Source organism: uncultured Halomonas sp. (assembly GCF_947501415.1).
GTDB lineage: Bacteria > Pseudomonadota > Gammaproteobacteria > Pseudomonadales > Halomonadaceae > Halomonas.
This window is the reverse complement of sequence record NZ_CANMVL010000010.1, coordinates 145,060-171,309: the sequence shown is the minus strand read 5'-3', so window position 1 is coordinate 171,309 and position 26,250 is coordinate 145,060. Positions and strand designations below refer to the sequence as shown.

Here is a 26,250-nt window from a genome sequence, read left to right as displayed (position 1 = left end):
CCATGTGGCAATCGAAAACCGTACGCACCAGCCTGGCCCTGGCGCTACTGGCCATCGTCTGCCTCGCCCTGGCCGACCTCCAGATCAGCGCCCACGACCCCTGGGCGGAGCTGGGCCGGCTGATGCAAGGGCTGACCCATCCGGACTTCACGGCGGTGGACTTTCTCGGCAAGGCGATCGTGCGCACCCTCGCCTTCGCCTTCGTCGGAGTGGGGGCAGGCGCCGCGGCAGGCCTGCTGCTGGCGCTGCTGTTTCAGCATCGCGCGGTACGTACCACCTGCGCCTTTATCCGCGCCATTCACGAGCTGTTCTGGGCACTGATCTTCCTGCAGTTCTTCGGCCTTCACCCACTGACCGGGGTGCTCGCCATCGCCATTCCCTATGCCGGCATCTTCGCCAAGGTGTATGCCGAGATTCTCGACGAGAGCGATCCCCAGCCGTCGAAGGTGATCCCCCACGGCAGCGGCATGGTCGCGGCCCTCCTCTACAGCCGTTTCAGCCAGGCCTGGCCCCACCTGGCGACCTACACCGCCTACCGGCTGGAGTGCGGCCTGCGCTCCAGCGCCGTGCTGGGCTTCGTGGGCATGCCCACCCTGGGTTTCTACCTCGAGTCCTCGTTCGCCCAGGGGCACTACACCACGGTGGGTGCGCTGCTGCTGCTGTTCTATGGGCTGATCGGCACCCTCAGGCTCTGGGTTCGACCGCGCCTGCTGCCGCTCTACCTGCTGGCCGCCCCCTTCCTGCTCGGCGACGGCCTGCCGATTCGCTGGCAGAGCGTCTCGCGCTTCTTCACCGAGGATATCGTTCCCGAGCCACTGCGCCAGGGCGAGGGGGTCGCGGGGCTCCTCCCCTGGTTGGGCGAGCTGCTGGTCGACGAGGCGCTGCCGGGCATCTGGAACACCCTGCTGCTGACCCAGATCGCCCTGGTGGCGACGGGGCTGCTGGCGCTGCTGCTCTATCCGCTGGTCTCGCAGCACTTCACGGGACGCCACGCCAGCGGCCGGATACGCGGTGCGCTGGGTCACGGCGTGCTGGTGGTCCTGCGCTCGACCCCGGAATACCTGCTGGCCTTTATCCTGCTGCAGCTGTGGGGCCCCTCGATGCTGCCGGCGGTGGTGGCGCTGGCGATCCACAACGGCGGCATCATCGGCCACCTGGTGGGCCAGCGCAGCAACGCGATCACGCTGCGCGCCGACGCTCCCCGCGGCATCGAGCGCTACGCCTTCGAGCTGACGCCGCGACTCTACGGCCCCTTCTTGGCCCTGCTGTTCTACCGCTGGGAGATCATCATGCGCGAGACCGCCATCCTCGGCATCCTCGGCATCGCCACCCTGGGCTTCCATGTCGACAGCGCCATCCAGGAGATCCGCTTCGACCGGGCGATGATCCTGATCCTGATCACCGCCCTGCTCAATATCGGCGTGGATATCCTGGCGCGCCGCCTGCGCAACCGGCTGCGCCTGCGGCATACCGCCAGCTGCGAACCCTGACGGCCCCCGGAGCTACTCCGGAAGGTCGGTCAGCGCCCCGGTGCTCGCCGAGCTGACCAGCCGGGCGTACTTGGCCAGCACCCCACGGGTGTAGCGCGGCTCAGGCGGCTGCCAGGCGGACTTGCGGCGCTCCAGCTCCTCGACGGTGAGGGCGACGTCGATGGTGTCGGCCTCGGCATCGATGGTGATCCGGTCGCCATCCTCCACCAGGGCCAGGGGACCACCGTCGAACGCCTCGGGGGTCACATGGCCCACCACGAAGCCATGGCTGCCGCCGGAGAAGCGCCCGTCGGTGATCAGTGCCACCTCGCTGCCGAGCCCCCGGCCCATGATCGCCGAGGTGGGGGTGAGCATCTCGCGCATGCCGGGGCCGCCCCGGGGGCCCTCGTAGCGGATCACCACCACGTCTCCCGCCACCACGCTGCCATCGTTGATGCCTGCCTGGGCCTCCTCCTCGGAGTTGAACACCCGCGCCGTGCCGGCGAAGCGCGTGCCCTCCTTGCCGGTGATCTTGGCCACCGCCCCTTCCGGCGCCAGGTTGCCATGCAGGATACGCAGATGGCTCTCCGCCTTGATGGGGTTGTTCAACGCCGCGATGATCCGCTGGTCATCGGGGTAGGGGGCCACATCGGCCAGGTTCTCGGCCAGGGTCCTGCCGGTCACCGTCAGGCAGTCGCCGTGCAGGAGGCCGGCATCGAGCAGCATCTTCATCAGCGGCTGGATGCCACCGATCGCCACCAGCTCGCTCATCATGTAGTGGCCACTGGGGCGCAGGTCGGCCACCACCGGCACGCGCTTGCCGATCTCGGTGAAGTCGGCAAGCGACAGCTCGACGCCGATGGTGCGCGCCATGGCGATCAGGTGCAGCACCGCATTGGTGGAGCCGCCCAGGGCAATCACCACGCTGATGGCGTTCTCGAAGGCCTGGCGGGTCATGATGTCCGAGGGCTTGAGGTCGCGCTTGAGCAGCTCGAGTACCGCGGCACCGGCCGCTTCACAGTCCTCGCGCTTGTCGTTGGAGACGGCGTTCTGGGCCGAGCTGCCCGGCAGGCTCATGCCCAGCGCCTCGATGGCCGATGCCATGGTATTGGCGGTATACATGCCGCCGCAGGAGCCGGGGCCGGGAATCGCGGTCTCCTCGATCTGCTTGAGCTCGATCAGGTCGATATCACCCCGACCATGAGCGCCCATGGCCTCGAACACCGAGACGATATCGGTGTGGTTCTTGCCGGGCTGGATGGTACCGCCGTAGACGAACACGCTGGGACGATCGAGGCGCGCCAGGCCCATCAGGCAGCCGGGCATGTTCTTGTCACAGCCCCCGATGGCCACCAGGCCATCGAAGCCCTCGCAGCCGGCCACCGTCTCGATGGAGTCGGCGATCACCTCCCGCGACACCATCGAGTACTTCATGCCCTCGGTACCGTTGGCGATGCCGTCGGAGATGGTGATGGTGTTGAAGATCACCCCCTTGCCGCCGGCGCTGTCCGCCCCGTCGCTGGCATGACGCGCCAGCTCGTCGATATGACTGTTGCAGGGGGTGAGGTTGCTCCAGGTCGAGGCGATTCCCACCTGGGGCTTCGTGAAGTCCTCGTCCTTAAAGCCCACCGCTCGCAACATGGCACGGCTGGCCGCCTTGCCGGGGCCATCCACCACCCGGGCGGAGTGGCGGCGGATATCTTTCGGGGAATCGGACATGACAGGCCTCCTGAGCATACAAGCAGTGACGACCCATTAGAGTGGACTGCGAAGCCAACGGCTGTCCATGGCCACGACTCTCCATGGTGATGCCTCTGCGGCAACGCACCTTGACCTGCCGCCCCCTCTTGTCTGAAATAAAATTTCCAAAATACGGGAAAAAAAGGAAATATCATGCCAATCGACAGCTTTGACTCCAAAATCCTTGATCAACTTCAGCGCGATGCTAGCTTATCCATTGCAAAGATCGCTGACCGCGTCGGCCTGTCGCCGACCCCCTGTTGGCGGCGAATTCAGCGCCTAGAGAAGGAAGGCTTCATCGAACGGCGTGTCGCGGTGCTCAATCCCGAGAAGCTGGACCTGGGGTTGACCGTGTTCGTGATGATCAAGACCGACAAGCACAACCAGGCCTGGCTGGACCGCTTTCAGGCGGTCACCCAGGCGCTCGATGAGATCATCGAGGTCAATCGCCTGGCCGGCGAGTACGACTACCTGCTCAAGGTGATCACCCGTGACAACCAGTCCTTCGACGCCTTCTACAAGCGACTCATTTCCAGAATCGAGCTGAGCAATGTCACATCCTGTTTCTCCATGGAACACGTCAAGCGCACCCACGCCCTCCCCCTCTCCACGGGCCAGTGAGTGGGTCGCGCGCATCCGTCACGACATCATCGGCGAAGGCCGGGCCATTCCCGGCCCCTTCGGACCGCGCCCCCTGGTCTACACCGACTACACCGCCTCGGGCCGTGCCCTGCACATGATCGAGCGGGCCATTCAGGAGGAGGTGCTGCCCAACTACGGCAACACCCATACCGAGACCTCCCACACCGGGATGCGCACCACCCGGCTGCGCGAGGCGGCCCGTCAGGCCGTGCGCGAGGGAGTGGGGGCCGGCCCCGAGCACGCGGTCATCTTCGCCGGCGCCGGCGCCACCGCAGCCATCGACCGCTTCTCGCGCATTCTCGACCTGCCCGGCCTGCACCGCTCTGCCGAAGCGGTACGCCCGGTGATCTTCATCGGCCCCTTCGAGCACCACTCCAACGACCTGGCCTGGCGCGAGGCCGATGCCGACCTGGTACGCATCCCACTTGACGCGGACGGCCTGCCCGACCTGGTCGAGCTGGAGCGCGCGCTGCAGGCCCACGCCGAGCGGCCCCTGAAGGTGGCGGCCTTCTCCGCGGCCTCCAACGTCACCGGCGTGCTGGCCGACGTGCGCCAGCTGGCTGCACTGGTCCACCGCCACGGCGGCATCCTGGCCTGTGACTATGCCGCCGCCGGCCCCTATGTGCCGATCGACATGGCGGAAAGCGCCCCCGGCGCCAACGATCATCTCGACGCCATCTTCCTGTCGCCGCACAAGTTCATCGGCGGGCCCGGCACCTCCGGCGTCCTGGTCATCGACCGCGCCCTGTGCCGCAACGCCGTGCCCGGCGTGGCCGGCGGCGGTACCGTCTCCTATGTGACCGAAGGCGAGCACCACTACGTCACCGACCCCGAACGGCGCGAGGAGGGTGGCACCCCCGGCATCGTCGAGAACATTCGCACCGGGCTGGTATTCACCCTCAAGCAGCAGGTAGGCGCACACCACATCACCGAACTCGAGACGGCACTGACCCGACGCGCCATGGAGCGCTGGTCGCGACTCGACAACCTGCACATCCTGGGGCCGCGGCACACCCCGCGCCTGGGCATCGTCTCGTTCAACATCTCCGCCGGGGCGCGCCTGCTGCACCATAACCTGGTGGTGGCACTGCTCAATGACCTGTTCGGTATCCAGGCCCGGGGCGGCTGCTCCTGCGCCGGACCCTATGCTCACTCCCTGCTGGACATCAGTGAGACCCAGGCCCAACAGCATGCCGAACTAGTCCATAAGGGAAAAAGCTTATTCCGTCCAGGATGGGTAAGACTCGGTTTTAATTACTTCTTTAACAGTGAGACGGCTTGCTATATTATCGATGCCGTCGAATTTATCGCCCGTCATGCCGCCGTGCTGATGCGGCTCTATCGTGTCGACGTGCAGAGTGGTACCTGGCGTGCTCGCCAGGCTCAGGCGCCCTGCGAAACGCCCTCGCTGAGCGCACTGCTGAGCCCCGACGCACCCCACCCCGAACCGACTCCGCCAGACTTCGCCCAGTGCTTCGCCCAGGCCCAGGCGCTGGTCGAGAGCGCGCGCACGTCTGCCATCGAGCCGCCCTCGAGCACCTGCGCAGATGAAGAATCGCTGCGCTGGTTCTGGTGGCCACACGAATCCAGCGAGGCCGCCTCCGCCCTAGACGAGATGACTCCATGACCCAGACGCCATCCTTCGCCACCGCCGGCCTCGACCAGCTCAACGCCCGGGTCCGCCACGACCTGGCGTGTCTCAATCTACCCGCCGCCAACTGGGTGCCCTCCCGGCACACGGCCGGTGGCAGGCACATCCACGACGTGGTGATCATCGGTGGTGGCCAGTGCGGCATGGTGGCCGCCTTCGCCCTGCTCTCCGGCGGTATCCGCAACATCCGCATCCTCGACCGCAGCCCCGAGGGCCATGAGGGACCCTGGCTCGACTACGCGCGCATGGAGACGCTGCGCTCTCCCAAGACGCTGCCCGGCCCCAGCTACGGCATGGGCTCGCTGACGTTTCGCGCCTGGTACGAGGCCCAGTTCGGCAGCGAGGCCTGGGAGGCCCTGGACAAGATCCCGCGCCCGATGTGGATGGATTACCTGCGCTGGTATCGTCGGGTGCTCGAGCTGCCCGTCGACAACGAGGTGAAGGTGGAGCATGTGCGCCCCGAAGGCGACCTGCTGCAGCTGGAGCTCTCCGGCCGCAACGCCCCCGATGAGCCACTGCTGACCCGCAAGCTGATCATGGCGACCGGCCGTGAAGGCACCGGCGGTCCCAAGATTCCGGCCTTCGTCGACCCGCTGCCGCGCCACGCCTGGGCCCACTCCTCCGACGAGATCGACTTCGCCAGCCTGGCCGACAAGCGAGTGGTGGTGGTCGGCGTCGGTGCCTCGGCGGTGGACAACGCCGCCGAGGCGCTCGAGCATGGCGCCCGGGAAGTCCGCCACCTGATTCGCCGCCCGGCGATGCCCACCATCAACAAGATGATGGGCATCGGCTCGTTCGGTTTCACCCATGGCTACGCCGGACTGCCCGACGAGTGGCGCTGGCGCTTCATGCACTACTCCTTCGTCACCCAGACGCCGCCGCCCCGGGGCTCGACCCTGCGCGTCAGCCGCCACCCCAATGCCCACTTCCACTTCAATGCCGGCGTCAGCGCCACGCGCATGGAGGGCGACGAGATCGTCATCGAGACCTCCCGGGGCAAGGAGCTGCGTTGCGACTACCTGATCCTGGGGACCGGTTTTCAGATCGACCCCATGGCACGCACCGAGCTGGCCGGCTATGCCGATCGCATCCTGCTGTGGAAGGACCGCTACAGCCCGCCTGCGGAACTCGAGCACGCCGAACTGGGCAACTTCCCCTATGTGGGGAGCGACTTCGCCTTCCAGGAGCGCGAGCCCGGCACGGCTCCCTGGCTTGGCAACATTCACTGCTTCAACTATGGCGCCTCGCTGAGCATGGGCAAGGTGAGCGGTGATATCCCCGGCATCAGCGAGGGCGCCAGCTGGCTGGCCAGCGCCATCGCCGCCCAGCTCTACCGGGAGGATATCGAGACCCACTGGCAGACCCTGCAGGCCTACGACACCCCCGAGCTGCTCGGCGACGAGTGGCAGCCCGAACCGCTGCCCTGATCTCGCGCCCGTGAACCATCGCCCCGTTATCGACAAGGAGTCGTCATGACCTCCCCCTCTTCATCCGCGGACTCGACTCCGCAGCACGTACTCGAGCAGGCCGCCGGCGTGGCGGCGGCCCAGGGGCCGCTGGGTGACGCCCTGGCACGGCGCCAGGCGCTGATGAGCCGCACCCAGGCCTCCTACGAGGCGGCCCTGCTGCCCGAGGATCCGGGCGGGCTCTCCCATGCCGAGCGTGCCGTGCTCGCCTGCCGCATGGCGCGGATCTGTCAGCAGTCCGGACTGACCGAGCACTACGCCGCCCTGCTCGACGAAAAGGGCGCCAGCGCCGAACTGGCCGTGCTGGCCACGCCCGGCGCCCAGCCCCCGGCGGAGGACGCCCGGCTCATGGCCATCGTCGCCTATGTGGACCTCGTCACCGAGTCCCCTCGCGACGCCAGCCCCGAGGATATCCAGCGCCTGCTGCAGGCCGGCATCGCCGAGAGCGATATCGTGCGCCTGGCGGGCCTGGTCGCCTTCGTCAACTACCAGCTGCGCGTGGCCGCGGTGCTGGCCGTGATGGGAGAGCCGACATGAGCCGTGTGATCCGCAAGTTCACTACCCGTGTGCCCCAGTGGCGTCCGCACCTGACCCCGGTGGATCTCGACAACGCGACCCCGGCCCAGCGTGAGGCCCTCAAGGAGACCCCGTCGAACACCAAGGTCTCCGACTATGTACTGGTGCTGGCGCATGATCCCGAGTCGCTGCGCATTCGCACGGCGCTGTTCAACGGCATCATGTATGACCCCGACGGCCTGTCTCGTGCCGAGCGCGAGCTGGGCGCCGTGGCCGCCTCGTTCGTGAACCGCTGCATCTACTGCGCCGCCGTGCATGCCCAGCGCTACAACCAGCTGACCGGCGAGGACGCCGTGATGCAGGAGATCTTCTTTCACGGCGAGAAGGCCCGGCTCGACCCCCGCCAGCAGGCCATCCTGCGCTTCGCGGTGGGCCTGTCCGAATGCCCGCCGAAGGTCGGCGCCGATGACATCGCCAGCCTGCGCGAGGCCGGCCTCGACGAGCTGGAGATCCTCGACCTGACCCTGGCGACCACCCTGTTCGGCTGGGCCAATCGCCTGATGCACACCCTGGGCGAGCCGGTGGCCGCCTCCTGAACGACAACGAAACCCGCGCCGGCCTGCCGGCGCACCCCCTCTGACGACCAATGGAGCGCCTGTCATGGCCATAACAACACGTCTCACCCAGTTCACTCTGCTCTCCGCCGCCACCCTGCTGGCCGCCTCCCCCGCCCTGGCCCAGAAGCTGCGCCTGGCCACCGTGGTCAGTGCGCCCCACCCCTGGGTCGATGCCGCCGAGGCCTTCAAGGCCGAGGTCGAGGAGGCAACCGACCAGCGGATCACTGTGGAGCTGTTCCCCGGCGGCCAGCTGGGCAATGACCAGACCGTGGTCGACGAGATCCGCATCGGCACCACCGACATGATCATCGGCGGGGTCCAGAACATCGCCCCCTACGTGCAGGACTTCGAGATCTTCAGTCTCAACTACCTGTTCGACGACATGGACGCCTTCCGTGCGGCCACCGATCCCGACTCCGCGGTGTTCGCCCACTTCGCCGAGGAGATGGAGAGCGCCGGCACCGGCCTCAAGCTGCTGGCACTGACCGGCGGCGGCACCCGCAACCTGAGCACCAACACCGGACCGGTCACCGAGCCCGCCGACCTGGACGATGTCAAGATGCGCATCACCGGCTCGCAGCTGGACGCCAAGATGTGGCAGGCGGTGGGCGCGCTGACCACCTCGCTGCCCTGGACCGAGATCTACACCGGCATGCAGACCGGGGTCATCGGCGCCTTCGAGAGCACCATCAGCGGCTTCTACTCCAGCCGTCTCTATGAAGTGGCGCCCTACCACGCCAAGACCGAACACCAGGTGATGATGAGTCACTTCTCCATCGGCGAGCGCAGCTTCTCGCGCCTCTCCGAGGAGGATCAAGCCATCGTGCTGGCCGCCGCCCAGCGGGCCGGCGAGCTGGGTACCGAAAAGGGGGTGGAGTACGACGCCGCCCTGATCGATACCCTGAAGGAGCAGGACGTGACCGTCACCGAGGTGGACAAGCAGGCCTTCATCGATGCCAGCGTGCCCCTTCATGACGAGTATGCCGCCGAGCGCGGCGTCACCGACCTGCTGACCCTGATCCGCGAGCTGTAAGGGACCGAGCCGGCCCCCGCCCGGCGGCGTGGGGCCGACTCGTTTCGGGAGAATACGACAACATGCGGCGACTCAATGACTTCATCGAACGCCTGTTCCTGACGGTGGCCGGCACGCTGTTCGCGATCTTTATCGCTACCATCCTGTATCAGGTACTGGCACGCAACTATCTGAAGATCTCGGTGTCCTGGTCCGACGAAGTGGCCATGGCCTGCTTCATCTGGTCGGTCTTCCTGGGCGCTGCGGTAGCGCTGAGGCGCCGGCAGCACTACGTGATCGAGGTGCTGCCGGCACGCTTCACGACCACCAACCGGGCGCTGCGCCTGTTCGGCAGCCTGGCCTGCCTGCCACTGATCTATGTGCTGGTGGTCCACGGCCAGATCCTGACCGACATGGGCTGGGGGCGCCGCTCGGTCGCCCTCGGCACCCCCATGGCCTATGTCTTTATGGCCATGCCGATCGCCGGCGTGGCCATGGCGCTGTTCTCCCTCGAGGTGCTCCACGAGGATGTTCGCGCCCTGATCGGTCGACCCGCCTCGACGTCCACCGCAGCCGAGGAGAGCACCTGCTCATGAGCCCCATCGTTACGCTTATCGCCAGCTTCCTGCTGCTGATCGCGCTGAGCGTCCCCATCGCCTTCGCCATCGGCCTGGCCTCCATCATCACCATCTGGCAGCTCGATATTCCGCTGACCTCGGTGGTCAACCAGATGTTCGCCAGCATCAACTCCTTCCCGCTGCTCGCGGTACCGTTCTTCCTGCTGCTGGGACGGCTGATGAACGATGGAGGCATCACCGACCGCCTGCTGCGCTTCGCCGACAGCACCGTGGGCCATATCCGCGGCGGCCTGGGCCATATCAACGTCATGGTGTCGATGATGTTCGCCAGCCTCTCCGGCTCGGCGGCCGCCGATACGGCCAGCGTCGGCGCGGTGCTGATCCCGGCCATGAAGAAGGCCGGCTACCCCTCGCCCTTCGCGGTGGCCCTGACCGCCGCCTCCTCGGTGCTGGGCGGCATCATTCCGCCGTCGATCCTGATGGTGATCTACGGCGCCTTCGGCAACGTCTCGGTAGGGGCGCTGTTCCTGGGCGGTGTGGTGCCGGGGCTGTTGATCGGGCTGGCCCAGATGGGCTACGCCTACAGCGTGGCCCGGCGGCTCAACCTGCAGGCGGAAAGCGAGTTCTCGCTGCGCCAGGTCGCCCGCACCGGCCTGGTCGCCGCCCCGCCGATGATCCTGCCCATCGTGGTGCTGGGCGGCATCACCGCCGGGGTGTTCACCGCCACCGAGGCGGCCTCGGTGGCGGTGCTGGTGGGCCTGCTGCTGGCGGTGGTGTTCTATCGCGCCATCCGTCTGCGCGCCCTGCCCGGCATCCTCGCCGAGTCGGTGATCGCCTACTCCCTGCCGATGTTCGCCGTGGCCGCCGCCGGCATCATGGGCTGGCTGATCTCCTATCTGGGCATCGCCGACGAGGTGGCACGCTTCATCCTCTCGGTCACCGACACCCGGGTCGGGATCATGCTGATGGTGATGGCCTGCATGCTGATCATCGGCACCGTGCTCAGCCCGGTGACGGCGGTCATCATCTTCCTGCCGATCATCCAGAGCATCTGCGTGGCCGCCGATATCGATCAGATCCATATGGCGCTGATCGTGATCCTGTCGCTGACCCTCGGCCTGGTGACGCCGCCCTACGGCATCTGCCTGCTGATCGCCAGCCAGATCGGCGAGGTCTCCACCCCACGGGCCTTCGTCGCCATCCTGCCGCTGATCGGCCTGGTGATGCTGATCATCCTGGCCGGCATCCTGGTGCCGGACCTGTTCCTGTTCCTGCCCCAGATGGTGATGCCCGAAGCGTTCGGCATTCGCTGAGCCCGCCTCGATACCCTGCGCATGCATGCCCTGCGCAAACGCAGCGACGCCCCGGCCGGATATCACCGGTAGGGGCGTCGCTGTGTTACCAGGCTACCGTTACCAGAGCCGTCACAGGCGGCTCGCTGGCGACTTTTTCAGCGCGGCATCACCGCGTCATGGAAGGCGCGCTCCCTGGCCACGGTCTCCCGGAAGCATTCGGCCATGCGGGTGAAGGCGGCGTCATCGAGCCCTGCCGCCGCCTCGTCCAGGCGACGGCGCAGCCACGCCACGAACTCCTGGAAGGCGGGGTTGTCGTGCAGGTCGATCCACTCCTCCACCAGCGGGTGCAGCCCCGCGGCGCGGGTAACGCGCAGCGCCCACTCCAGATAGATCCACTCGGTAACCACCAGCGCCGCCAGGATCTCGGCGTAGTCGCCGCCAGCGCCGATCTCGCGCAGCAGTGCCTGGAAGGCCCGGGTCTCGGGCAGGTAGTCCGGCGCTTCCCGCGTCGCGGCGGGCACGCCGAAGGCCTCGAAGGTACGTTGGAAGGTGCTGTTCTCATCACTGGTCAGCATGCCCATGAACTGCCCCAGTACCACCCTGTCCTCCATGCCCGGCGCCCGGCCGATGGCGTGGCCGATCAGGGCGGTGAAGGGATCCACGAAGCCATAGTCCTGCACCATGTAGGCAGCGAAGTCATCACCCGAGAGCCGCCCCTCGGCCAGCGCATCGAACAGCGCATGGTTCACGGTGGCCGACCAGTCGGGCTCGCTGAGTTCGCGCAGCCAGTCGGTGATAGATGCCGTCTTGCGCTCGGCGGCCCAGGCGCTCCACTCGGTACGTGTCGTCATCAGCCTTGCTCCTTGCTCACGTCATATCGGACGCCCGGGCGCCACCAGGCGATCAGCAGACTGACCAGAGTAGAGGCGACCAGGGCCCCCAGGAAGGGCGGCAGCGTCGGGATGCTGCCCGGGAAGGTGGCGGCCAGCACGCCGGCGCTCAGGCTGCCGTGACTGATCCAGCCCGGCAGCACGGCACCGGCCAGGCCGGCCAGGCCGCCGGCCACCGCCGCCAGCGGCGACATGCGCCGCCACAGCCCCAGCAGCACCGGCAGCAGGATGGCGGCACACAGCAGGTCGGCGATCAGGAAGAGGCGCAGCACCGAGAAGCCCTGCAGGGCCACCCAGACCACCGGCACCATCAGTGCCACCGTCACCCAGCGCGCCGCGCGCACCGAGAGCCCACGCCGGCCGGAGCTGGCCACCGCCATGGAGGCGATGGCGTTCTGCAGGGTATCCACGCTGGAGGCCACCAGCGTCACCGCCAGCACCAGCGCCGGCAGCCCCAGCCAGTCTGGCGCGGCGGAGAGCAGGGCAAAGAACGGGATCGGCGGCTCGCCCAGCGGCAGCGCGTGCATCGCCGCCAGCATCCCCAGGCCGCCGATGGCCATCACCACCACCAGGCTGCTGGCCCCGCCCAGCAACGCCCCGCGGCCCAGGGCGCGAGCGTCCTCGGCGGCCCAGATACGCTGCCAGTAGCCCTGGTGAAAGAGGTTGGCCGCGGTGACGGCGATCACCAGGGTCAGCGATACCGACAGCGCACTGCCCATCGGAATCGCCGGCATCACAGCCCCGGCGGGCATCGGTGGCAGCCACCACCAGGCGACACCACCGACCAGCACCAGCAGCGCCAGCAGCAGCCAGGCCTGCCACCGGTCGGTGGCCAGGCTGGCCCGCAGCCCGCCCAGGGAGGTATAGACCAGGGTCACCAGCGCCACGCCCAGGATCACCAGCGACGGCGGCACATCGGAGAGCAGCGCGGCGATGCCACCGATAGCGGTCAGCTCGGCGGCCAGAAAGCAGGCCATGTAGGCCACCGATACGCAGGACACCCAGCGCCGCACCCCAGCGCCGTAGCAAGCCTCGGCAAACTCGCCGATGCTGCGTCCCTCGGGCAGGTGGCGACGGATCGCCGGGCCGTAGAGCCCCAGCACGATAAAGGGCAGCGAGGAACCGATGGCATAGCCGGCCAGCGCCAGCGGTCCCACGAAGGCGCCGATCTCCGGCGGCGCGAAGAGGATCCAGGCGCCCATGCCGGAAGCCAGGAACGACAGGCCGATGGCCTGGGCGCCCTGGGAGTTGCGGGCGGTCACGTAGTCATCGAGGGGGCCATCGGCCCGACGGGCCCGCAGGCCCAGGAAAGCAAAGCACAGCAGCGCCGCACCGAGCACGGCAGACGTCAGGTAGGGCATGTCGCACTTCCTCCGCCGGTGTGAACCGGATCAGGTTCCAGGGTCAGCACTATGTGCTCTCTCAGCCCACGCGGATGCGGCGGGACTCCCCTGGCGACAAGTGAATGTGTTGTGTGGGCCCGCCGCTGTCAGCAACACGACGAGCCGGAGGCATCATAGCGAGGCAGAGTCCTGCCTGCCAGGGGACCGGCGACACACGCTCGACTACTCGACGGCACAGAAGATCTTCGCGGCGTTCAATACACTCAACGGTGTAAAAGCCACCCTTCTTGATTAGTATGAGCGGATACTATCGGCATAGAGTGGGGAACCAGCTTTGCTGAATATTGACACTCGTCTTCGCCAAGCAGCCTTTCAGCGCCTTGAAGCACTCAATCAACAATACTCGAATGATGTGCCTTGGGAGGCCATTGCTAAGCCAATTCCCTTGGATGGTGAATCATTCTTCATCGCCAGTCGAGCAATCGGCATCTTTCAACCCAGGCAAATGCCAGACGGCATCCTGAGCATCAAAACCGTGGTGCCCAAGCAGGGACGTATCAATATTTACTCCGATGCTACGAGCGACGAGGGCGGCTTCTGGTATTCACTTGAAGCCGGCGGAACAGCCAAACGTGCTAACCGTCAGCTCTTAATCAGCTACGAGAGGCAGGACCCGATCATCTACCTAGTGGGTGTCGCACCAGGCCGCTACCTTCCCTTATGGCCCTGCTATATCGACAACGTGGACCTGGCAAAAGAGCTATGCCATGTCAGCATGCACGACCGAGCTGGCCAGGCGCGCCATGTCGCTGAAAGCCATGGGACCTATACGGTCGATGAGATAGAGAAGCGCTACGTTATCCGTGAAGCCAAAACGCGAGTCCATCAGGCTGAGTTTCGTGCACGAGTGATGCTGGCATATTCCAATCGCTGCGCCATGACAGGGTTGCCCGTGCCACAACTATTGGAGGCAGCGCATATCATTCCCGATACCCATCAGGACAGCACCGCCGAAGTGAGCAATGGCATATCGCTCAGCCGGCTACACCACAGGGCCTACGATGCCGACTTGATCGGCATAGACCCCGACTACCGCATCCACCTGAATGACAACCTGCTCTCGACACAGGATGGGCCTCTGCTAGAAAGCATGAAGCAGCTCAACGGCCAGCGAATCGCTATCCCCAGAAACGACAGGGATAGGCCGAGCCAGGAAGCACTGGAGCTGCGTTATCAGCGATTCTTGACTCGGTAGAGACTATTAGTTCTTCTCCCGCGGCACTCGCCCCATCAGGTAGAACTCCTCGTTGGGCGGGGTGCCGGTCAGGGTGACCAGCCGGTTGGAGAGGCCGAAGAAGGCGGTGATGGCGCCGATATCCCAGATATCGTCGCGGGTGAAACCGGCGGCTGTCAGTCGCTCCTCCCACTCGTCGGTGAGCTCCCCCACCTCGAGTCCGCAATACATGGCGAAATCCAGCATGGTGCGATGACGCTCGCTGATCGGCGCGGTGCGGTGGTTGATGGCGACCTGGTCGGCCAGCAGCGGGTCCTTGCCATAGATACGCACCAGCGCACCGTGGGCCACCACACAGTAGAGGCAGCGGTTGCGGGCGCTGGTGGCCACCACGATCATCTCCTTCTCCGCCTTGGTCAGCGTATCGGACTCTCGCTCCATCAGGGCGTCGTGGTAGGCGAAGAAGGCACGGAACTCCGCCGGGCGGTGGGCCAGCATCAGGAAGACGTTGGGCACGAAACCGGCCTTCTCCTGTACCGCCAGTATGGCGTCGCGGATGTCCTCGGGCAGGTCGTGGATCGATTCGGGAACGGGGAAACGGCTGATGGGCGCGGTCATGGAGGGCCTTGTGTTGGAGTTGGAGTTGGAGTTGGAGTTGCGGTTACGGCGCGCCTTTCAGTTAACGTCAACGTCACTACCGAGATCAAGATATGCCGTACTCGCCTTTCGTCGCCCCGCTGAAGTCACGATGCCCCGCTACGCACCACTCGGCATCGCGCGGGGATCGCGATCACGGCTGCGACACCCGGATACGTACCGGATCGCCGGGCTTGCCGGCAAACGGATCAATGTGCTGTGTGCTGATGAAAAGCAGATCGCCGTTGTGCTCGATTCGGGCTCGTAATCCGTAGGTCATGCGCTCATCGATAACCGCGGGGTTGAACACCAGGCGAAAAGGGTACGGGGGCGGAGTCCCATCGACAGTATGGGTGTAGTCGGTGAGGATGGTGGCGGGCGCGTCCGCACGCGACTGGTCCTCAAGAGTCACGGTCAGCTCGGCGCCGGGGGGCAGCGCGATACGCTCGCGATACCACACGTCGCCGCTAATGACCCGCATCAGGGAGTTATCCGGTTTCTGCGCCTGTCGCTGCGCGTCCTCTATCCCCATTGAGTGGCTACACGCCGCCAACAACAGGGTAGACGCGATCGCCGCCCAGCGGCCGATGGCAGACTTGATCCTTCGCTTCGCGCGCATCGTGTCACCTTTGGTGTTTGCTCTACGGCGTCAACCGGAGCGTTGGGAGAACGCAGGCAGGTGCCTGCTGGATAGCGGCCAAGCCTTCGGCCCTTGAAGCTCTCGACGTCGGGCGGCCGACTCGGCGTCGAGCATTCGCATATGGTAAGAGGTGCACGCTAACGAATCAAAGCGCGGCTGCCCCGCCGCGCGCAGGGCGTATACACCAGCGCCGCCGGTGCCCCTCCACGACCAAGCGCCGCTTCTCGGCCACAACGACAGCGCCCCCACCTCTCTCGAGGCGGGGGCGCGCTTGTTACCTGGCGGAGGTTGTCAGCCCAGCGAGATGGTGCTGTTGATGCCGCTGGAGACGTTCTCGGGCTCGAACCAGCGGGCAGTGACGGTCTTGGTCTGGGTCCAGAAGGCGATGGCCTGCTTGCCGTTGGGACCCAGGTCACCGAGCTTGGAGGCTCGCGAACCGGTGAAGCTGAAGTAGGCCACCGGCACCGGGATCGGCACGTTGATGCCGATCTGGCCGACGTCGATATCGGCCTCGAAGCGACGCGCCACCCAGCCGGAGTTGGTGAAGATCGAGGTGCCGTTGCCGTTGGGGTTGGCGTTGATGAACTCGATCGCCTCGTCCAGGGTCTCGACACTTACCACGCAGAGCACGGGGCCGAAGACCTCTTCACGGTAGATGGTCATCTCCGGAGTGACGTCGGCGAACAGGGTCGGGCCGACGAAGTTGCCGTTCGGATACCCTTCCACCTCGTAGCCGCGGCCGTCGACCAGCAGCTTGGCCCCCTCCTTCTCGCCGGCGGTGATCAGGCGCTCGACGCGCTCCTTGGCCTGGGGCGAGACCAGCGGACCGAGGTCGGCGTCGGTCTGGGTGCCGGGGCCCACCTTCATGTTGCGGGCGCCCTCGACGATATCGTCCAGCCACTCGCGCGCATCGCCCACCAGCACCACCACGGAGTTGGCCATGCAGCGCTGGCCGGCGGCACCGAAGGCGGAGCCCAGCAGGTTGTTGATGGCCTGGCTGCGGTTGGCATCGGGCATCACGACACAGTGGTTCTTGGCGCCCATCATCGACTGCATGCGCTTGCCGGCGGCGGCGGCGCGGTTGTAGAGCAGCGAGCCCACGTGGGTGGAGCCGATGAAGGAAAGGGCCTTGATGTCCTGGTGGTCGGCGATCTGGTTGGCCACGTCCGGGCCACCGTGAACCACGTTGAGCACGCCGGCCGGCACGCCCGCCTCGTGGGCCAGCTCGACGAGACGCATGGAGGAGCTGGGGTCCTGCTCGGAGGGCTTGAGCACGAAGGTGTTACCGGTGGCGATGGCCAGCGGGAACATGAAGCAGGGCAGCATGATGGGGAAGTTGAAGGCGGTGATGCCGGCACCCACGCCCAGCGGCTGGTGCATGGTGTAGACATCCACCTCGTTGGCGGCATTCTCGGCCAGCTCGCCCAGCTGCAGGGAGGTGATCGAGCAGGCGTGCTCCACCACTTCCAGGCCACGGCCCACTTCGCCGACGGCGTCGGGCAGGGTCTTGCCGTGTTCCTCGGTGATCAACGCGGCCAGCTCGTCGGTGTGCTCGCGGATCAGCGCCTGCAGCTTGAGCATGATGCGCATGCGCTTGCCCAGCGGCACCTTGCGCCAGGTCTTGAAGGCCTCCTTGGCGCTGGCCACGGCACGCTCCACCTCCTCGGCGGTACAGAACGGTACCCGCGCCACCACTTCCTGGGTCGCGGGGTTGACCACATCGCGCCACTCCTGGCTGGCGGACTGGATGGGCTGGCCGTCGATGTACATGGGGATTTCGCGGACTGACATGGGCGTGCTCCTCGGGATTGTCGCTACCGGCATCGAGTCGTGTCGGTGTCATGCTGTGGCTGGCGGAGGACTGGCTTGTCGTTGTGAGCCGTATCAACGGCCGTTGCCATCATCCGTTATTAGACTTTGTGTGTAGAAATACACGCAAGAGAGTGAAGATGAGTCTATCCAGAGGTCGCATGGCATGACAACGGGTACTCGGGCACATTGCTTGTGCATTTATGCACAAGAAAACTACCCAGTGGAGAGCCATCATGCTCGACTGGCATGATATCCAGATCTTCCTCGAGGTCGCCCGCAGTCAGCGGCTTACCGATGCCGCCCGACGCCTGGGGCTGGACCACTCCACCCTGTCGCGGCGCACCCGGCGCTTCGAGCAGAAGCTCAATACCCAGCTCTTCGAGCGCAGCACCCATGGCTACCACCTCACCGAGGCCGGCCAGCAGCTGCTCGCCCACGCCGAGGAGATGGCCCGTCACGCCTTCGAGGCCGGCGAGAGTCTGACCGACAAGAACCACCAGATCAGCGGCCAGATCCGCCTCGGCGTGACCGAAGGCTTCAGCACCTGGGTGATCGCCCCGCTACTCTCGGCCTTCTGCGAGCGCCATCCAGGGGTCACCCTGGATCTGCTCGCCCTGCCCCGGGTGGTCAACCTGAGCCGCCACGAGGCGGACCTGGCGATCACCGTGGAGCGCCCGGTCAGCCCGGGCCTGGTGATCTCGCGGCTGTGTGACTATCGCCTGCGGCTCTATGGCAGCGAGGGCTATCTGGCTCGCCACGGCACGCCGCAACACCTCTCCGAGCTGGGCGACCATCGTCTGGTGGGCTATGTCGACGACCTGATCTTCAGCGAGCAGCTCAGCTACCTGGAGCCGCTGCTCGAGCCGTCGACCATCGGCAAGCCGCCCCACTTCACCATGCGCAGCACCAGCGTGACCACGCAGCATGCCGCCTGCGTCCACGGCGCAGGGCTCGCCATCCTGCCCTGCTTCATGGCCAGTACCTCACCAACCCTGCGCAACGTGCTGGAGCGGGAGATCGCGGTGGACCGCCAGTTCTGGATCACCGCCCGGCAGGAGCAGCGCCGGCTGGCCAGGGTGCGCCTGCTGTGGGACTACCTGCGCGAGGCGCTGGAGGCCAATCGCGCCTTTCTGATGGGGGCAGCAAAGGAGCTGGTGATACCCGAGACCACTACCGACTGACCCTTGCGACATGCCAGATCAAGTCCCGCAGAAGGTCCGAAACACTCGCTCGGTGGATGGAGCAGCCCTGGCATACTCCTCCCGGCCGGGCTGCTCGGCAAAGGGCTCGGCCAGCACCTCACCGAGGGCCTCGAAGGGGCCGAAGTCGTCGTGTTCGACGGCGGCGGCAATCACCCTTTCCACCTGGTGGTTGCGCGGGATATGGAGCGGGTTGACGCCGTTCATGCGGGCGGCGATCGCGCCGCTATCGGCCGACTCCCGAGCCAGGCGCTCGCGCCAGCGCGGCAGCCAGGCGGCCAGGCCGTCACCGGTCTCGAACAGTTCGAACAGCGCGGGGGCGTCCAGCTCCACCGCCTCGCTCAGGCGGCGAAAGGTCAGGGTAAAGTCGGCGCACCCGGCCTGCATCGCCTCGAGCAGGGCCTCGACCAGCTCACGGTCGCCCTCCTCCTCCCGTTCCAGCCCGAGCTTGGCACGCATCACCGCCAGCCACTCGGCCTCGTAGTGCGGCTCATAGCGCTTGATCACCTCGGTGGCCTTCGCGACAGCCCTCTCCTGGTCATCGTCGATCAGCGGAATCAGGGTCTCGGCGAGGCGCGCCAGGTTCCACTGGGCGATCCACGGCTGATTGCGATAGGCGTAGCGCCCCTGCTCATCGATGGAGCTGAACACCATGGTCGGCGAGTAGGCCTCCATGAAGGCGCAGGGGCCATAGTCGATGGTCTCGCCCGAGATGGTGCAGTTGTCGGTATTCATCACCCCGTGGACAAAGCCTAACCCCATCCACTTCGCCACCAGCGACGCCTGACGGTCGGCCACCGCCTCGAGCAGGCCCAGGTAGCGCTCGCCCTCGCCCCGCTCTGCGGTCAGCAGGCCTGGATAGTGCCGCTCGATGGCCATATCGGCCAGCAGACGCACCGCCTCACCATCATCACGCGCGGCGAAGTACTGGAAGGTGCCCACCCGCAGATGACTCGCCGCCACCCGGGTCAGCACGGCCCCCGGCTCCGGCACGCGGCGAAACAGCCGCTCGCCACTGGTCACCGCGGCAAGTGCTCGGGTGGTGGGCACGCCGAGCCGGTGCATCGCCTCGCTGATCAGGTACTCGCGCAGCACCGGGCCCAGCGGTGCACGCCCGTCGGCGCCCCGTGAGAAGGGGGTCATGCCGGCGCCCTTGAGCTGAATATCCCGCAGGCGCCCCTGGCGATCGGTCACCTCGCCGAGCAGCACCGCTCGGCCGTCGCCGAGACGCGGATTGAAGTGCCCGAACTGGTGGCCCGCATAGGCCTGGGCGAGGGGCTCGGCGCCCTGTGGCACACGATTGCCGGAGAACCACCGGGCGGCGCCTTGCGCTTCGAAGGCGTCGAGATCGAAGCCCAGCGCCTCCGCCAGCGGTCGATTGAAGGCGACCAGTCGAGGCTCGGGCACCGGCACGGGATCGAAGCGCAGATAGAAACGTTCGGGCAGGCGCGCGAAACGCAGTGTGAACTCGGGAAACATGGCGGCTCCAGTCGCGGGCCAGCGTGGCCGGGGGAAAGAGAGGAGTAAATACCCGAGTATAACGCTCGGACATCTCCCTATCGACCCAGCTCGTCCCGGCTGACCCAGCTCATTCTGGCCGGCGCCAGCTCTTCACGAATCAACTCGGCCAGGCGCCGGGCGGGCTCGGTCGGGCGGCGGGCGGCACGGTGCAGGGCCAGCTCCACGGCCGGCAGCGGCGGCATTCCGCTGGATTCGTCCAGGGCACGCAGCTGGGGCCCTAGCATGCTGCGGGTGACCACCACGATGGCCAGACCCGCCTGCACCACCGGTGCCAGCCCGGCCATGGATTGACTAGTATAGGCCACCCGCCAGTCGCGACCCGCGGCGGCCAGGGCGTCCTCCGCCGACTCACGAAAGAGGTCCGCGCCGGGCGAATAGAGCGCCAGCGGCAGGGGATCGGAGAGCGGCGGCTGACGCTCCAGCCCCACCGCCCAGGTCAGCGGTTCGCGGCGGATCACCTCGCCGCCCGGCGAACGGCGTTGACGAGTGACCAGCGCCAGGTCGAGTTCATCGGCACGCACGCGCTCCACCAGCTCGGCACTGACGCCGCAGGTGACCTGCAGGCCGACATCCGGATAGAGCTGATGAAACCAGGAGAACACCGCCGTCAGCAGCGGGGCATAGTCCTCGGGGATCCCCAGGTTGAGTTCTCCAGTGACACGCCGTGTACGCATGTCGGCCAGCACCTCGTCGTTGAGCGCCAGCAGCCGTCGGGCATGCTCCAGCAGCCGCTCCCCCTCGGCGGTGAAGCGGATGCGCCGCCCCTGCCGCTCGTGGAGCGACACCTCGAGCACCGCCTCCAGGCGCGAGAGCTGCATGCTCACGGTCGACTGGGTAAAGGCCAGGCGCCGTGCGGCGGCGGTGACGCTTCCGGTATCGGCCACCGCCACCAGGGTGCGCAGCAGGGCGAGATCGAGGGTCGGAGCACGCATGATTCATCAAACCTCTTGATGAGAATGATCAATTAAGATCGATATTGTGATGAGTATGGCACGGCTAGCATGGGGTCAACATCCAGCCTGACTCCACCCACGCTTCACGGGAGGCCGCGACCATGCAACTTCAGCGCCCACACCTCACACACTCTCCCTGGCTCGGCGGCGGCGCCGCGGCGCTGGCGGTATTGCTGTGGGCGCTGGTACCGCTGCTGGCCAATCAGGCGGGCGACCTGCCGCCGTTGCGCCTCTCGGCGCTGGCACTGCTGGCCGGTGCGCTGGGCACCCTGCCCATGGCACGCCGTCGCCGTCACCGGGATGCCCCGCTTCGTCCGGTGGAAGGGGTGGTCGTCTACCTGGGAGTGCCACTGTTGACCGCCGGTGCGGTAGGCGCCTGCTTCGCCGCATTCAACCGGGCGCCGGCCGAGCAGGTCGCGCTGATTCTCTACACCTGGCCGGTACTGTTTCTGCTGGCCAGCCAGTGGCGAGCCCTGGGCCGCCTGCCGGGGAACTGCCTGCTCGGTACCAGCCTGGCCTTCTCTGGCGCCGCGCTGCTGGTGGGGCCCCAGGCGCTGAGCGGCGGTGCCTCCGGCTCCTGGGTGGGCTATCTGCTGGCTGCGCTGGGCGCGCTGTGCTGGGCGCTCTACTCCCTGGCGGGACAGGTCGCGGCCTGGCGCCTGGGGGATCGCATGCCACACCTGCTGCTGATCGCCAGCCTGCTGACCGGCACCGCCAGCCTGGCCCTGGAGGGCACCATCGCCCTGCCCGCCAGGGACACTTTGGTGATCGTCATCGCCCTGGGGCTGGGCCCCTACGGGCTGGCCATGCTGGCCTGGGACCGCGCCATGCGCGATCCCCTGGCCCACCGCGTCGGCAACCTGGCCCATGGCGTGCCGGTGGTGGCCACCCTCTTCCTGGTACTGGCGGGCGTCAGCGTACCGGACTGGCGACTGCCGCTGGCGGCCGTGCTGGTGGTCGCGGGCAGCGTGGTCGCCGCCGCGGAGCCGAAGCGCGTGGCCCCCTCCTTCTCCAGGCGAGCTTTTCGGCGTAGCTGAGCACAATTGCCTTCTGATTCGAGACCGATTGGACATATCCCGCTTGTGTGGGTAGGGTAAGTGGGCCCTGGATCAGGCCACCGTGCCTCCAGCGGCTCTCTGACGGGCGATGGCCCCTGCGCCCCGCCCACCTGGTCTTGCCTCATCGCAGACTGGATCGCCGTTACCTCGGCCGATCGTCGATGACGTTATCGAAAGAGAAGGAATCCATGTCGCTACACTTTGCCAACAAGGGCAGGCGCATGCCGTCACGCCCTCCACCTGCTCCCCCCGCGCTGGGGTAATACCGTATTGCCGCGGCACTCGCCTGCCGCCATAGAGCCGACCACCCGCTACAGCGCCGCTGCCGCCGCCCAGGAAACTCCTGTGCGCGCAAGCCCCTGTCTATCGTTCGGATCTTGCCCGGCTCGGCCCACTGCGTCCTGCTGACAGCACCGACAAGAAGTGCTCAGGACGTGTTCTATCCACCTACCGAGGGACTGCCCTTGAACAGCGAATCTCTATACCAATTCTCCACCCTGACCGTGATCCTGCTGCTGCTGGCCTTCTACGGCGGCACCTACCTGCTCACGCTCGGCATCCGCAAGAAGAAGGAGTGTGCCGACGAGTTCATGGTCTCCAACCATCGCATCGGGTTCGGCATCGGCGCCGCCAGCATGACCGCCACCTGGATCTGGGCCGCCTCCTTCTATGCCGCCGCCACCTCCGGCTACACCTATGGCGTCTCGGGCCCCATCCACTATGGCCTGTGGGGTGCCCTGATGATCCTGTTCATCTATCCGTTCGGCCGGCGCTTCAGGAAGCTCGCCCCCAACGCCGCCACCCTGGGAGAGCTGATCCACGCTCGTCACGGCAGTTCCAGCCAGCTGATTCTGGCCTTATCCAACGTGCTGGGCAGCATCATCAGCCTGATGGTCAACTTCACAGCCGCCGGTGCGCTGGTTTCGGTACTTTCCCCGCTCTCCTTCCAGGCCGGCGTGATCATCTCCGGTGTCGGCGTGCTGCTCTATACCCTGTGGTCGGGCTTTCGTGCCTCGGTACTCACCGACTTCGCCCAGCTGGTGGCGCTCATGGCCATTGCCATCGTGATCATTCCCGCAGTGTTCTTCGCCATGGGCGGCCCGACTGAGCTGGTCGCCGGTCTCGACAACCTGACCGCGGAGCAGACCAACTTCTTCTCCAGCGACGCCATCCTCAACCAGGGCGCGCCCTTCTTCGTCGCCGTGCTGGCCTATGCCATCGGCAACCAGACCATCTCCCAGCGCCTGTTCGCGGTGAACGAAGACCACATCAAGCCGACCTTCCTGACCGCCACCGTGGGGTACGGCGCCATCGTCATCGGCCTGGGCATGATCGGCCTGATGGCACTGACGCTGGGCATGGAGCCGCTGAACGGCAACATGAACAACCTGATCCCGCAGATGGTCTCCGGCTACCTGCCGCCGATCTTCATCGCGCTGTTCTTTATCCTGGTGATCGGCTCGCTCTCCTCCACCGCCGACTCCGACCTCTCGGCACTGTCGGCGATCATGATGGCCGACGTCTACGGCAAGAATATCGCCCGCGGCAAGGTGGATCCTCAGCGCATGCTGCTGGTCGGCCGCCTGACCATGATCACCGCCACGGTCGTCGGCATCGTCTTCGCCAGCTTCTCGCTGGATATCCTGGTGATGCTGGTCTTCGTCGGTGCCCTGTGGGGGGCCATTGTCTTCCCGGTGATCGCCAGCTGCTTCTGGGACCGCATTACCAACCAGGCCTTTACCGTCTCGGTACTGGTCGCCATGGTGCTGTTCTGTGTCGCGCGTTTCGAGCTGGTCGACCTGGCCGGTCCCGGTGGCCTGTTCTTCGAACTGCTGGCCAGCATCGGTGGTGGCGTGATCATCGGCCTGATGGCATTCGGCTTCTTCGGCCGCACCGTCGGCTTTATCGCCGGCACCCTGGCGCTGATCGCCATGCTGATCTTCGCCACCGGTTTCCTGCGCGACTACACAGTGCTGCTGGCCTCACTGACCGCCTACGGCACCAGCACCCTGGTCTGCGTGGTGATGAGCCTGAGCAGCCGCGAGCGCTTCGATTTCGACACCATCGCCGAACGGGTGGGCAACTACAGCGACTCGGCACAGAACGACAAGCCGACCGCGGCACCGGAAGAAGCACCTGCCGCCGCCGGCCTCGCCACCCAGCGCTGATATCCACCCATCAACCACGAGGATGAGGCCGGCAGCGCCGACCTCATCCAGAGGAGACCGATGATGACTACGCTGTTTGCCTTCTATGTACTGATCTGGCCCGCCCTGACCCTGGGCGTACTGGCACTGATCTGCCGCGCCGTGATCCGCGATCGTCGCCAGGCGCGCGAAGAGAATCGCGAACTGGTCTGACACTCAGGTGTGAAACTCAGGCGTCGCCCGCAACGGCCCCGCGCGCACGAGCTGCCCGCGGGGCCGTTTCACTCTGTAGCACCACCCATCAAAGCGGGTAGACTCCGGGAAGGCCTTCGCACTGCCAGGAGCACCCCATGAGCCGCGACACCCTCGACTACTATCGGCCACCGGCGGCCGACGCCCTCGGCCTGATTCGCCTTCGCGCCAATGCAACCGGCATCACCGAGATCGACTTCGTCGATACCGAGACCGACCCGCCCTGCCCCGGCCCGCTGACCGACCAGGCCCGCGAGCAGCTGGCCGAGTACTTTGCCGGCACCCGCCGCGACTTCGACCTGCCGCTGGCCCCCCGGGGCACCGACTTCCAGCGCCGGGTGTGGTCCGCGCTCGAGAGGATCCCCTATGGCGAGACCCGCAACTACGGCGAACTCGCCGAGCAGCTGGGCAGCAAGGGCGGCCAGCGCGCGGTAGGCGCCGCCAACGGCAGAAACCCCATCTCCATCGTGGTGCCCTGCCACCGGGTGATCGGCAGTGACGGTCGCATGACCGGCTACGCCGGCGGCATCGGCCGCAAGCGCTGGCTGCTCGCCTTCGAGGCAGGTGAGGTGCCGATGCTGCTGTGATGCGGCGGCAGAAACATCGGATGACAACACTTCAAGGAGCCGTGACCAGGATGAGCCACAACCTGTTCGAGACCTTTGCCCGCCGCATGCACGAGCGTGGCGACGCCAACTTCATCACCACCCGCGAGGGGCGCGACTATTCATACGTCGATGCGCTGGCCATGAGTGCACGCCTGGCCGGCGCCCTGATCGAGCTGGGCGCGGCGCCAGGCGATCGGGTAGCGGTGCAGGTCGACAAGAGTCCCGAGGCAATCCTGCTCTACCTGGCTACCCTGCGCATCGGTGCCGTCTATCTGCCACTCAACACCGGCTACACCGGCGACGAGATCCGCTACTTCCTCGGTGACGCCGAGCCGGCGCTGTTCGTCTGTCGCCCCGCCGCCGTGGAGGAGGCGCGCACACTCGCCGCCGAGACCGGCTGCCCTGCGGTACAGACCCTGGGCACCGCCGCCGACGGCAGCCTGATGGAAGCGGCCGCGGCGGCGACCCCGCACGAGGCGGTGGAACCCCGCGACGAGAACGATCTGGCCGCCATCCTCTACACCTCCGGCACCACCGGGCGCTCCAAGGGAGCCATGCTCACCCACCGCAACCTCGCCTCGAATGCCGCCACCCTGGCCGAGGCATGGCACTTCAGCAAAACGGACCGGCTGATCCACGCCCTGCCGATCTTCCACACCCACGGCCTCTTCGTGGCCTGTAACGTCACCCTGATGGCGGGCGCCAGCATGCTCTTCCTGGCCAAGTTCGATGCCGACATGATCGTCGAGGCGATGCACCACGGCACGGTGCTGATGGGGGTACCCACCTTCTATACCCGCCTGGTGGCAGACCCGCGTCTGACTCCCGAGGTTACCGCCAGGATGCGACTGTTCGTTTCCGGTTCGGCACCGCTCACCGCCGAGACTCACCAGGCCTTCGAGGAGAAGACCGGCCACGCCATCCTCGAGCGCTACGGCATGACCGAGACCAACTTGACTGCTCCCCATGTC

At 66.5% G+C, this 26,250-nt stretch carries 23 protein-coding genes, 1 pseudogene and 1 riboswitch; of the genes and pseudogenes, 16 read left to right on the top strand and 8 right to left on the bottom strand.

The window, feature by feature from the left end; all coding sequences use genetic code 11:
* Nucleotides 1–2 precede the first annotated feature (2 nt).
* Nucleotides 3–1,490, top strand: a complete 1,488-nt coding sequence (locus Q0894_RS08370; protein ID WP_299233663.1) for an ABC transporter permease — start codon at nt 3–5, stop codon at nt 1,488–1,490.
* Between the two features lie 12 nt (nt 1,491–1,502).
* On the opposite strand, the gene ilvD is transcribed toward Q0894_RS08370, so the two are convergent.
* Nucleotides 1,503–3,188 carry a dihydroxy-acid dehydratase gene (gene ilvD, locus Q0894_RS08365; protein ID WP_299233660.1) on the bottom strand — a complete coding sequence of 562 codons (1,686 nt, stop codon included), beginning with the start codon at nt 3,186–3,188 and terminating at the stop codon, nt 1,503–1,505.
* Nucleotides 3,189–3,362: 174 nt separating this feature from the next.
* On the opposite strand from ilvD, the gene Q0894_RS08360 reads away from it, so the two are divergent.
* From Q0894_RS08360 to Q0894_RS08325, 8 genes are all read left to right on the top strand, one after another.
* The gene (locus Q0894_RS08360) at nt 3,363–3,830 is read left to right on the top strand and encodes an Lrp/AsnC family transcriptional regulator (protein WP_299233657.1); all 468 of its coding nucleotides are present in this window, start codon (nt 3,363–3,365) and stop codon (nt 3,828–3,830) included.
* Nucleotides 3,760–5,478 (top strand): aminotransferase class V-fold PLP-dependent enzyme, encoded by a 1,719-nt coding sequence (locus Q0894_RS08355; RefSeq protein ID WP_299233654.1) that lies wholly within the window; start codon nt 3,760–3,762, stop codon nt 5,476–5,478. Before Q0894_RS08360 ends, Q0894_RS08355 begins: the two co-directional genes overlap by 71 nt.
* A complete protein-coding gene (locus Q0894_RS08350; protein ID WP_299233650.1) occupies nt 5,475–6,929 on the top strand; it encodes an NAD(P)/FAD-dependent oxidoreductase in 1,455 nt (484 codons plus the stop codon). Before Q0894_RS08355 ends, Q0894_RS08350 begins: the two co-directional genes overlap by 4 nt.
* A 45-nt stretch (nt 6,930–6,974) precedes the next feature.
* Nucleotides 6,975–7,505: a hypothetical protein gene (locus Q0894_RS08345; RefSeq protein ID WP_299233648.1), complete on the top strand. Its 531-nt coding sequence runs from the start codon at nt 6,975–6,977 to the stop codon at nt 7,503–7,505.
* Nucleotides 7,502–8,080 carry a peroxidase-related enzyme gene (locus Q0894_RS08340; RefSeq protein ID WP_195689921.1) on the top strand — a complete coding sequence of 193 codons (579 nt, stop codon included), beginning with the start codon at nt 7,502–7,504 and terminating at the stop codon, nt 8,078–8,080. The genes Q0894_RS08345 and Q0894_RS08340 overlap by 4 nt, the downstream gene beginning before the upstream one ends.
* 64 nt (nt 8,081–8,144) lie before the next feature.
* Nucleotides 8,145–9,134 (top strand): TRAP transporter substrate-binding protein, encoded by a 990-nt coding sequence (locus Q0894_RS08335; RefSeq protein WP_299233639.1) that lies wholly within the window; start codon nt 8,145–8,147, stop codon nt 9,132–9,134.
* A gap of 62 nt (nt 9,135–9,196) precedes the next feature.
* Nucleotides 9,197–9,709: a TRAP transporter small permease gene (locus tag Q0894_RS08330; RefSeq protein WP_299233637.1), complete on the top strand. Its 513-nt coding sequence runs from the start codon at nt 9,197–9,199 to the stop codon at nt 9,707–9,709.
* Entirely contained in the window at nt 9,706–11,004 is a 1,299-nt protein-coding gene (locus tag Q0894_RS08325; protein WP_299233634.1) for a TRAP transporter large permease, read from the top strand. The genes Q0894_RS08330 and Q0894_RS08325 overlap by 4 nt, the downstream gene beginning before the upstream one ends.
* Nucleotides 11,005–11,141: 137 nt before the next feature.
* On the opposite strand, the gene Q0894_RS08320 is transcribed toward Q0894_RS08325, so the two are convergent.
* Entirely contained in the window at nt 11,142–11,837 is a 696-nt protein-coding gene (locus Q0894_RS08320) for a TenA family protein (RefSeq protein WP_299233631.1), read from the bottom strand.
* Nucleotides 11,837–13,237 (bottom strand): sodium:solute symporter, encoded by a 1,401-nt coding sequence (locus Q0894_RS08315; RefSeq protein WP_299233628.1) that lies wholly within the window; start codon nt 13,235–13,237, stop codon nt 11,837–11,839. The genes Q0894_RS08320 and Q0894_RS08315 overlap by 1 nt, the downstream gene beginning before the upstream one ends.
* Nucleotides 13,227–13,339, bottom strand: a riboswitch (TPP riboswitch). (Overlaps the previous gene by 11 nt.)
* Before the next feature lie 214 nt (nt 13,340–13,553).
* Here Q0894_RS08315 and Q0894_RS08310 point away from each other — a divergent pair.
* Nucleotides 13,554–14,474, top strand: coding sequence for an HNH endonuclease (locus tag Q0894_RS08310; RefSeq protein WP_299233625.1), 921 nt, complete (start codon nt 13,554–13,556; stop codon nt 14,472–14,474).
* 6 nt (nt 14,475–14,480) lie between these two features.
* Here Q0894_RS08310 and Q0894_RS08305 read toward each other — a convergent pair whose 3' ends face one another.
* From Q0894_RS08305 to Q0894_RS08295, 3 genes are all read right to left on the bottom strand, one after another.
* Nucleotides 14,481–15,071: a peroxidase-related enzyme gene (locus Q0894_RS08305; RefSeq protein ID WP_299233622.1), complete on the bottom strand. Its 591-nt coding sequence runs from the start codon at nt 15,069–15,071 to the stop codon at nt 14,481–14,483.
* A gap of 172 nt (nt 15,072–15,243) precedes the next feature.
* Nucleotides 15,244–15,708, bottom strand: coding sequence for a YbaY family lipoprotein (locus tag Q0894_RS08300; RefSeq protein ID WP_299233619.1), 465 nt, complete (start codon nt 15,706–15,708; stop codon nt 15,244–15,246).
* A gap of 312 nt (nt 15,709–16,020) precedes the next feature.
* Nucleotides 16,021–17,520: a CoA-acylating methylmalonate-semialdehyde dehydrogenase gene (locus Q0894_RS08295; protein WP_299233616.1), complete on the bottom strand. Its 1,500-nt coding sequence runs from the start codon at nt 17,518–17,520 to the stop codon at nt 16,021–16,023.
* A gap of 254 nt (nt 17,521–17,774) precedes the next feature.
* On the opposite strand from Q0894_RS08295, the gene Q0894_RS08290 reads away from it, so the two are divergent.
* Nucleotides 17,775–18,722: a LysR family transcriptional regulator gene (locus Q0894_RS08290; protein WP_299233613.1), complete on the top strand. Its 948-nt coding sequence runs from the start codon at nt 17,775–17,777 to the stop codon at nt 18,720–18,722.
* Nucleotides 18,723–18,740: 18 nt separating this feature from the next.
* Here the strand turns inward: Q0894_RS08290 and Q0894_RS08285 are convergent, their stop codons facing one another.
* On the bottom strand, nt 18,741–20,219 hold the full coding sequence (locus Q0894_RS08285) for a protein adenylyltransferase SelO (protein ID WP_299233610.1): 1,479 nt from the start codon (nt 20,217–20,219) through the stop codon (nt 18,741–18,743).
* 77 nt (nt 20,220–20,296) lie between these two features.
* The gene (locus Q0894_RS08280) at nt 20,297–21,193 is read right to left on the bottom strand and encodes a LysR substrate-binding domain-containing protein (protein WP_132042053.1); all 897 of its coding nucleotides are present in this window, start codon (nt 21,191–21,193) and stop codon (nt 20,297–20,299) included.
* A 122-nt stretch (nt 21,194–21,315) separates the two neighbouring features.
* Between Q0894_RS08280 and Q0894_RS08275 the strand changes: the two genes are divergently transcribed.
* From Q0894_RS08275 to Q0894_RS08255, 5 genes and pseudogenes are all read left to right on the top strand, one after another.
* Entirely contained in the window at nt 21,316–22,251 is a 936-nt protein-coding gene (locus Q0894_RS08275) for a DMT family transporter (protein ID WP_299233606.1), read from the top strand.
* Nucleotides 22,252–22,736: 485 nt separating this feature from the next.
* Nucleotides 22,737–24,440 carry a sodium:solute symporter family protein gene (locus Q0894_RS08270; protein ID WP_161423067.1) on the top strand — a complete coding sequence of 568 codons (1,704 nt, stop codon included), beginning with the start codon at nt 22,737–22,739 and terminating at the stop codon, nt 24,438–24,440.
* A gap of 60 nt (nt 24,441–24,500) precedes the next feature.
* Nucleotides 24,501–24,632 (top strand): putative transporter small subunit, encoded by a 132-nt coding sequence (locus tag Q0894_RS08265; RefSeq protein WP_299233601.1) that lies wholly within the window; start codon nt 24,501–24,503, stop codon nt 24,630–24,632.
* 137 nt (nt 24,633–24,769) lie between these two features.
* Nucleotides 24,770–25,258, top strand: coding sequence for a methylated-DNA--[protein]-cysteine S-methyltransferase (locus Q0894_RS08260; protein ID WP_299233598.1), 489 nt, complete (start codon nt 24,770–24,772; stop codon nt 25,256–25,258).
* A gap of 50 nt (nt 25,259–25,308) precedes the next feature.
* Nucleotides 25,309–26,235 (top strand): annotated as a pseudogene (locus Q0894_RS08255) (AMP-binding protein); the annotation flags it as partial.
* Nucleotides 26,236–26,250: the final 15 nt, after the last annotated feature.

Bases quoted from the DNA above. Each gene is read 5' to 3' on its own strand.
- Q0894_RS08370 (WP_299233663.1), top strand. From the start codon at position 3: ATGTGGCAATCGAAAACCGTACGCACCAGCCTGGCCCTGGCGCTACTG.
- ilvD (WP_299233660.1), bottom strand. From the start codon at position 3,188: ATGTCCGATTCCCCGAAAGATATCCGCCGCCACTCCGCCCGGGTGGTG.
- Q0894_RS08360 (WP_299233657.1), top strand. From the start codon at position 3,363: ATGCCAATCGACAGCTTTGACTCCAAAATCCTTGATCAACTTCAGCGC.
- Q0894_RS08355 (WP_299233654.1), top strand. From the start codon at position 3,760: ATGTCACATCCTGTTTCTCCATGGAACACGTCAAGCGCACCCACGCCC.
- Q0894_RS08350 (WP_299233650.1), top strand. From the start codon at position 5,475: ATGACCCAGACGCCATCCTTCGCCACCGCCGGCCTCGACCAGCTCAAC.
- Q0894_RS08345 (WP_299233648.1), top strand. From the start codon at position 6,975: ATGACCTCCCCCTCTTCATCCGCGGACTCGACTCCGCAGCACGTACTC.
- Q0894_RS08340 (WP_195689921.1), top strand. From the start codon at position 7,502: ATGAGCCGTGTGATCCGCAAGTTCACTACCCGTGTGCCCCAGTGGCGT.
- Q0894_RS08335 (WP_299233639.1), top strand. From the start codon at position 8,145: ATGGCCATAACAACACGTCTCACCCAGTTCACTCTGCTCTCCGCCGCC.
- Q0894_RS08330 (WP_299233637.1), top strand. From the start codon at position 9,197: ATGCGGCGACTCAATGACTTCATCGAACGCCTGTTCCTGACGGTGGCC.
- Q0894_RS08325 (WP_299233634.1), top strand. From the start codon at position 9,706: ATGAGCCCCATCGTTACGCTTATCGCCAGCTTCCTGCTGCTGATCGCG.
- Q0894_RS08320 (WP_299233631.1), bottom strand. From the start codon at position 11,837: ATGACGACACGTACCGAGTGGAGCGCCTGGGCCGCCGAGCGCAAGACG.
- Q0894_RS08315 (WP_299233628.1), bottom strand. From the start codon at position 13,237: ATGCCCTACCTGACGTCTGCCGTGCTCGGTGCGGCGCTGCTGTGCTTT.
- Q0894_RS08305 (WP_299233622.1), bottom strand. From the start codon at position 15,071: ATGACCGCGCCCATCAGCCGTTTCCCCGTTCCCGAATCGATCCACGAC.
- Q0894_RS08300 (WP_299233619.1), bottom strand. From the start codon at position 15,708: ATGCGCGCGAAGCGAAGGATCAAGTCTGCCATCGGCCGCTGGGCGGCG.
- Q0894_RS08295 (WP_299233616.1), bottom strand. From the start codon at position 17,520: ATGTCAGTCCGCGAAATCCCCATGTACATCGACGGCCAGCCCATCCAG.
- Q0894_RS08290 (WP_299233613.1), top strand. From the start codon at position 17,775: ATGCTCGACTGGCATGATATCCAGATCTTCCTCGAGGTCGCCCGCAGT.
- Q0894_RS08285 (WP_299233610.1), bottom strand. From the start codon at position 20,219: ATGTTTCCCGAGTTCACACTGCGTTTCGCGCGCCTGCCCGAACGTTTC.
- Q0894_RS08280 (WP_132042053.1), bottom strand. From the start codon at position 21,193: ATGCGTGCTCCGACCCTCGATCTCGCCCTGCTGCGCACCCTGGTGGCG.
- Q0894_RS08275 (WP_299233606.1), top strand. From the start codon at position 21,316: ATGCAACTTCAGCGCCCACACCTCACACACTCTCCCTGGCTCGGCGGC.
- Q0894_RS08265 (WP_299233601.1), top strand. From the start codon at position 24,501: ATGATGACTACGCTGTTTGCCTTCTATGTACTGATCTGGCCCGCCCTG.
- Q0894_RS08260 (WP_299233598.1), top strand. From the start codon at position 24,770: ATGAGCCGCGACACCCTCGACTACTATCGGCCACCGGCGGCCGACGCC.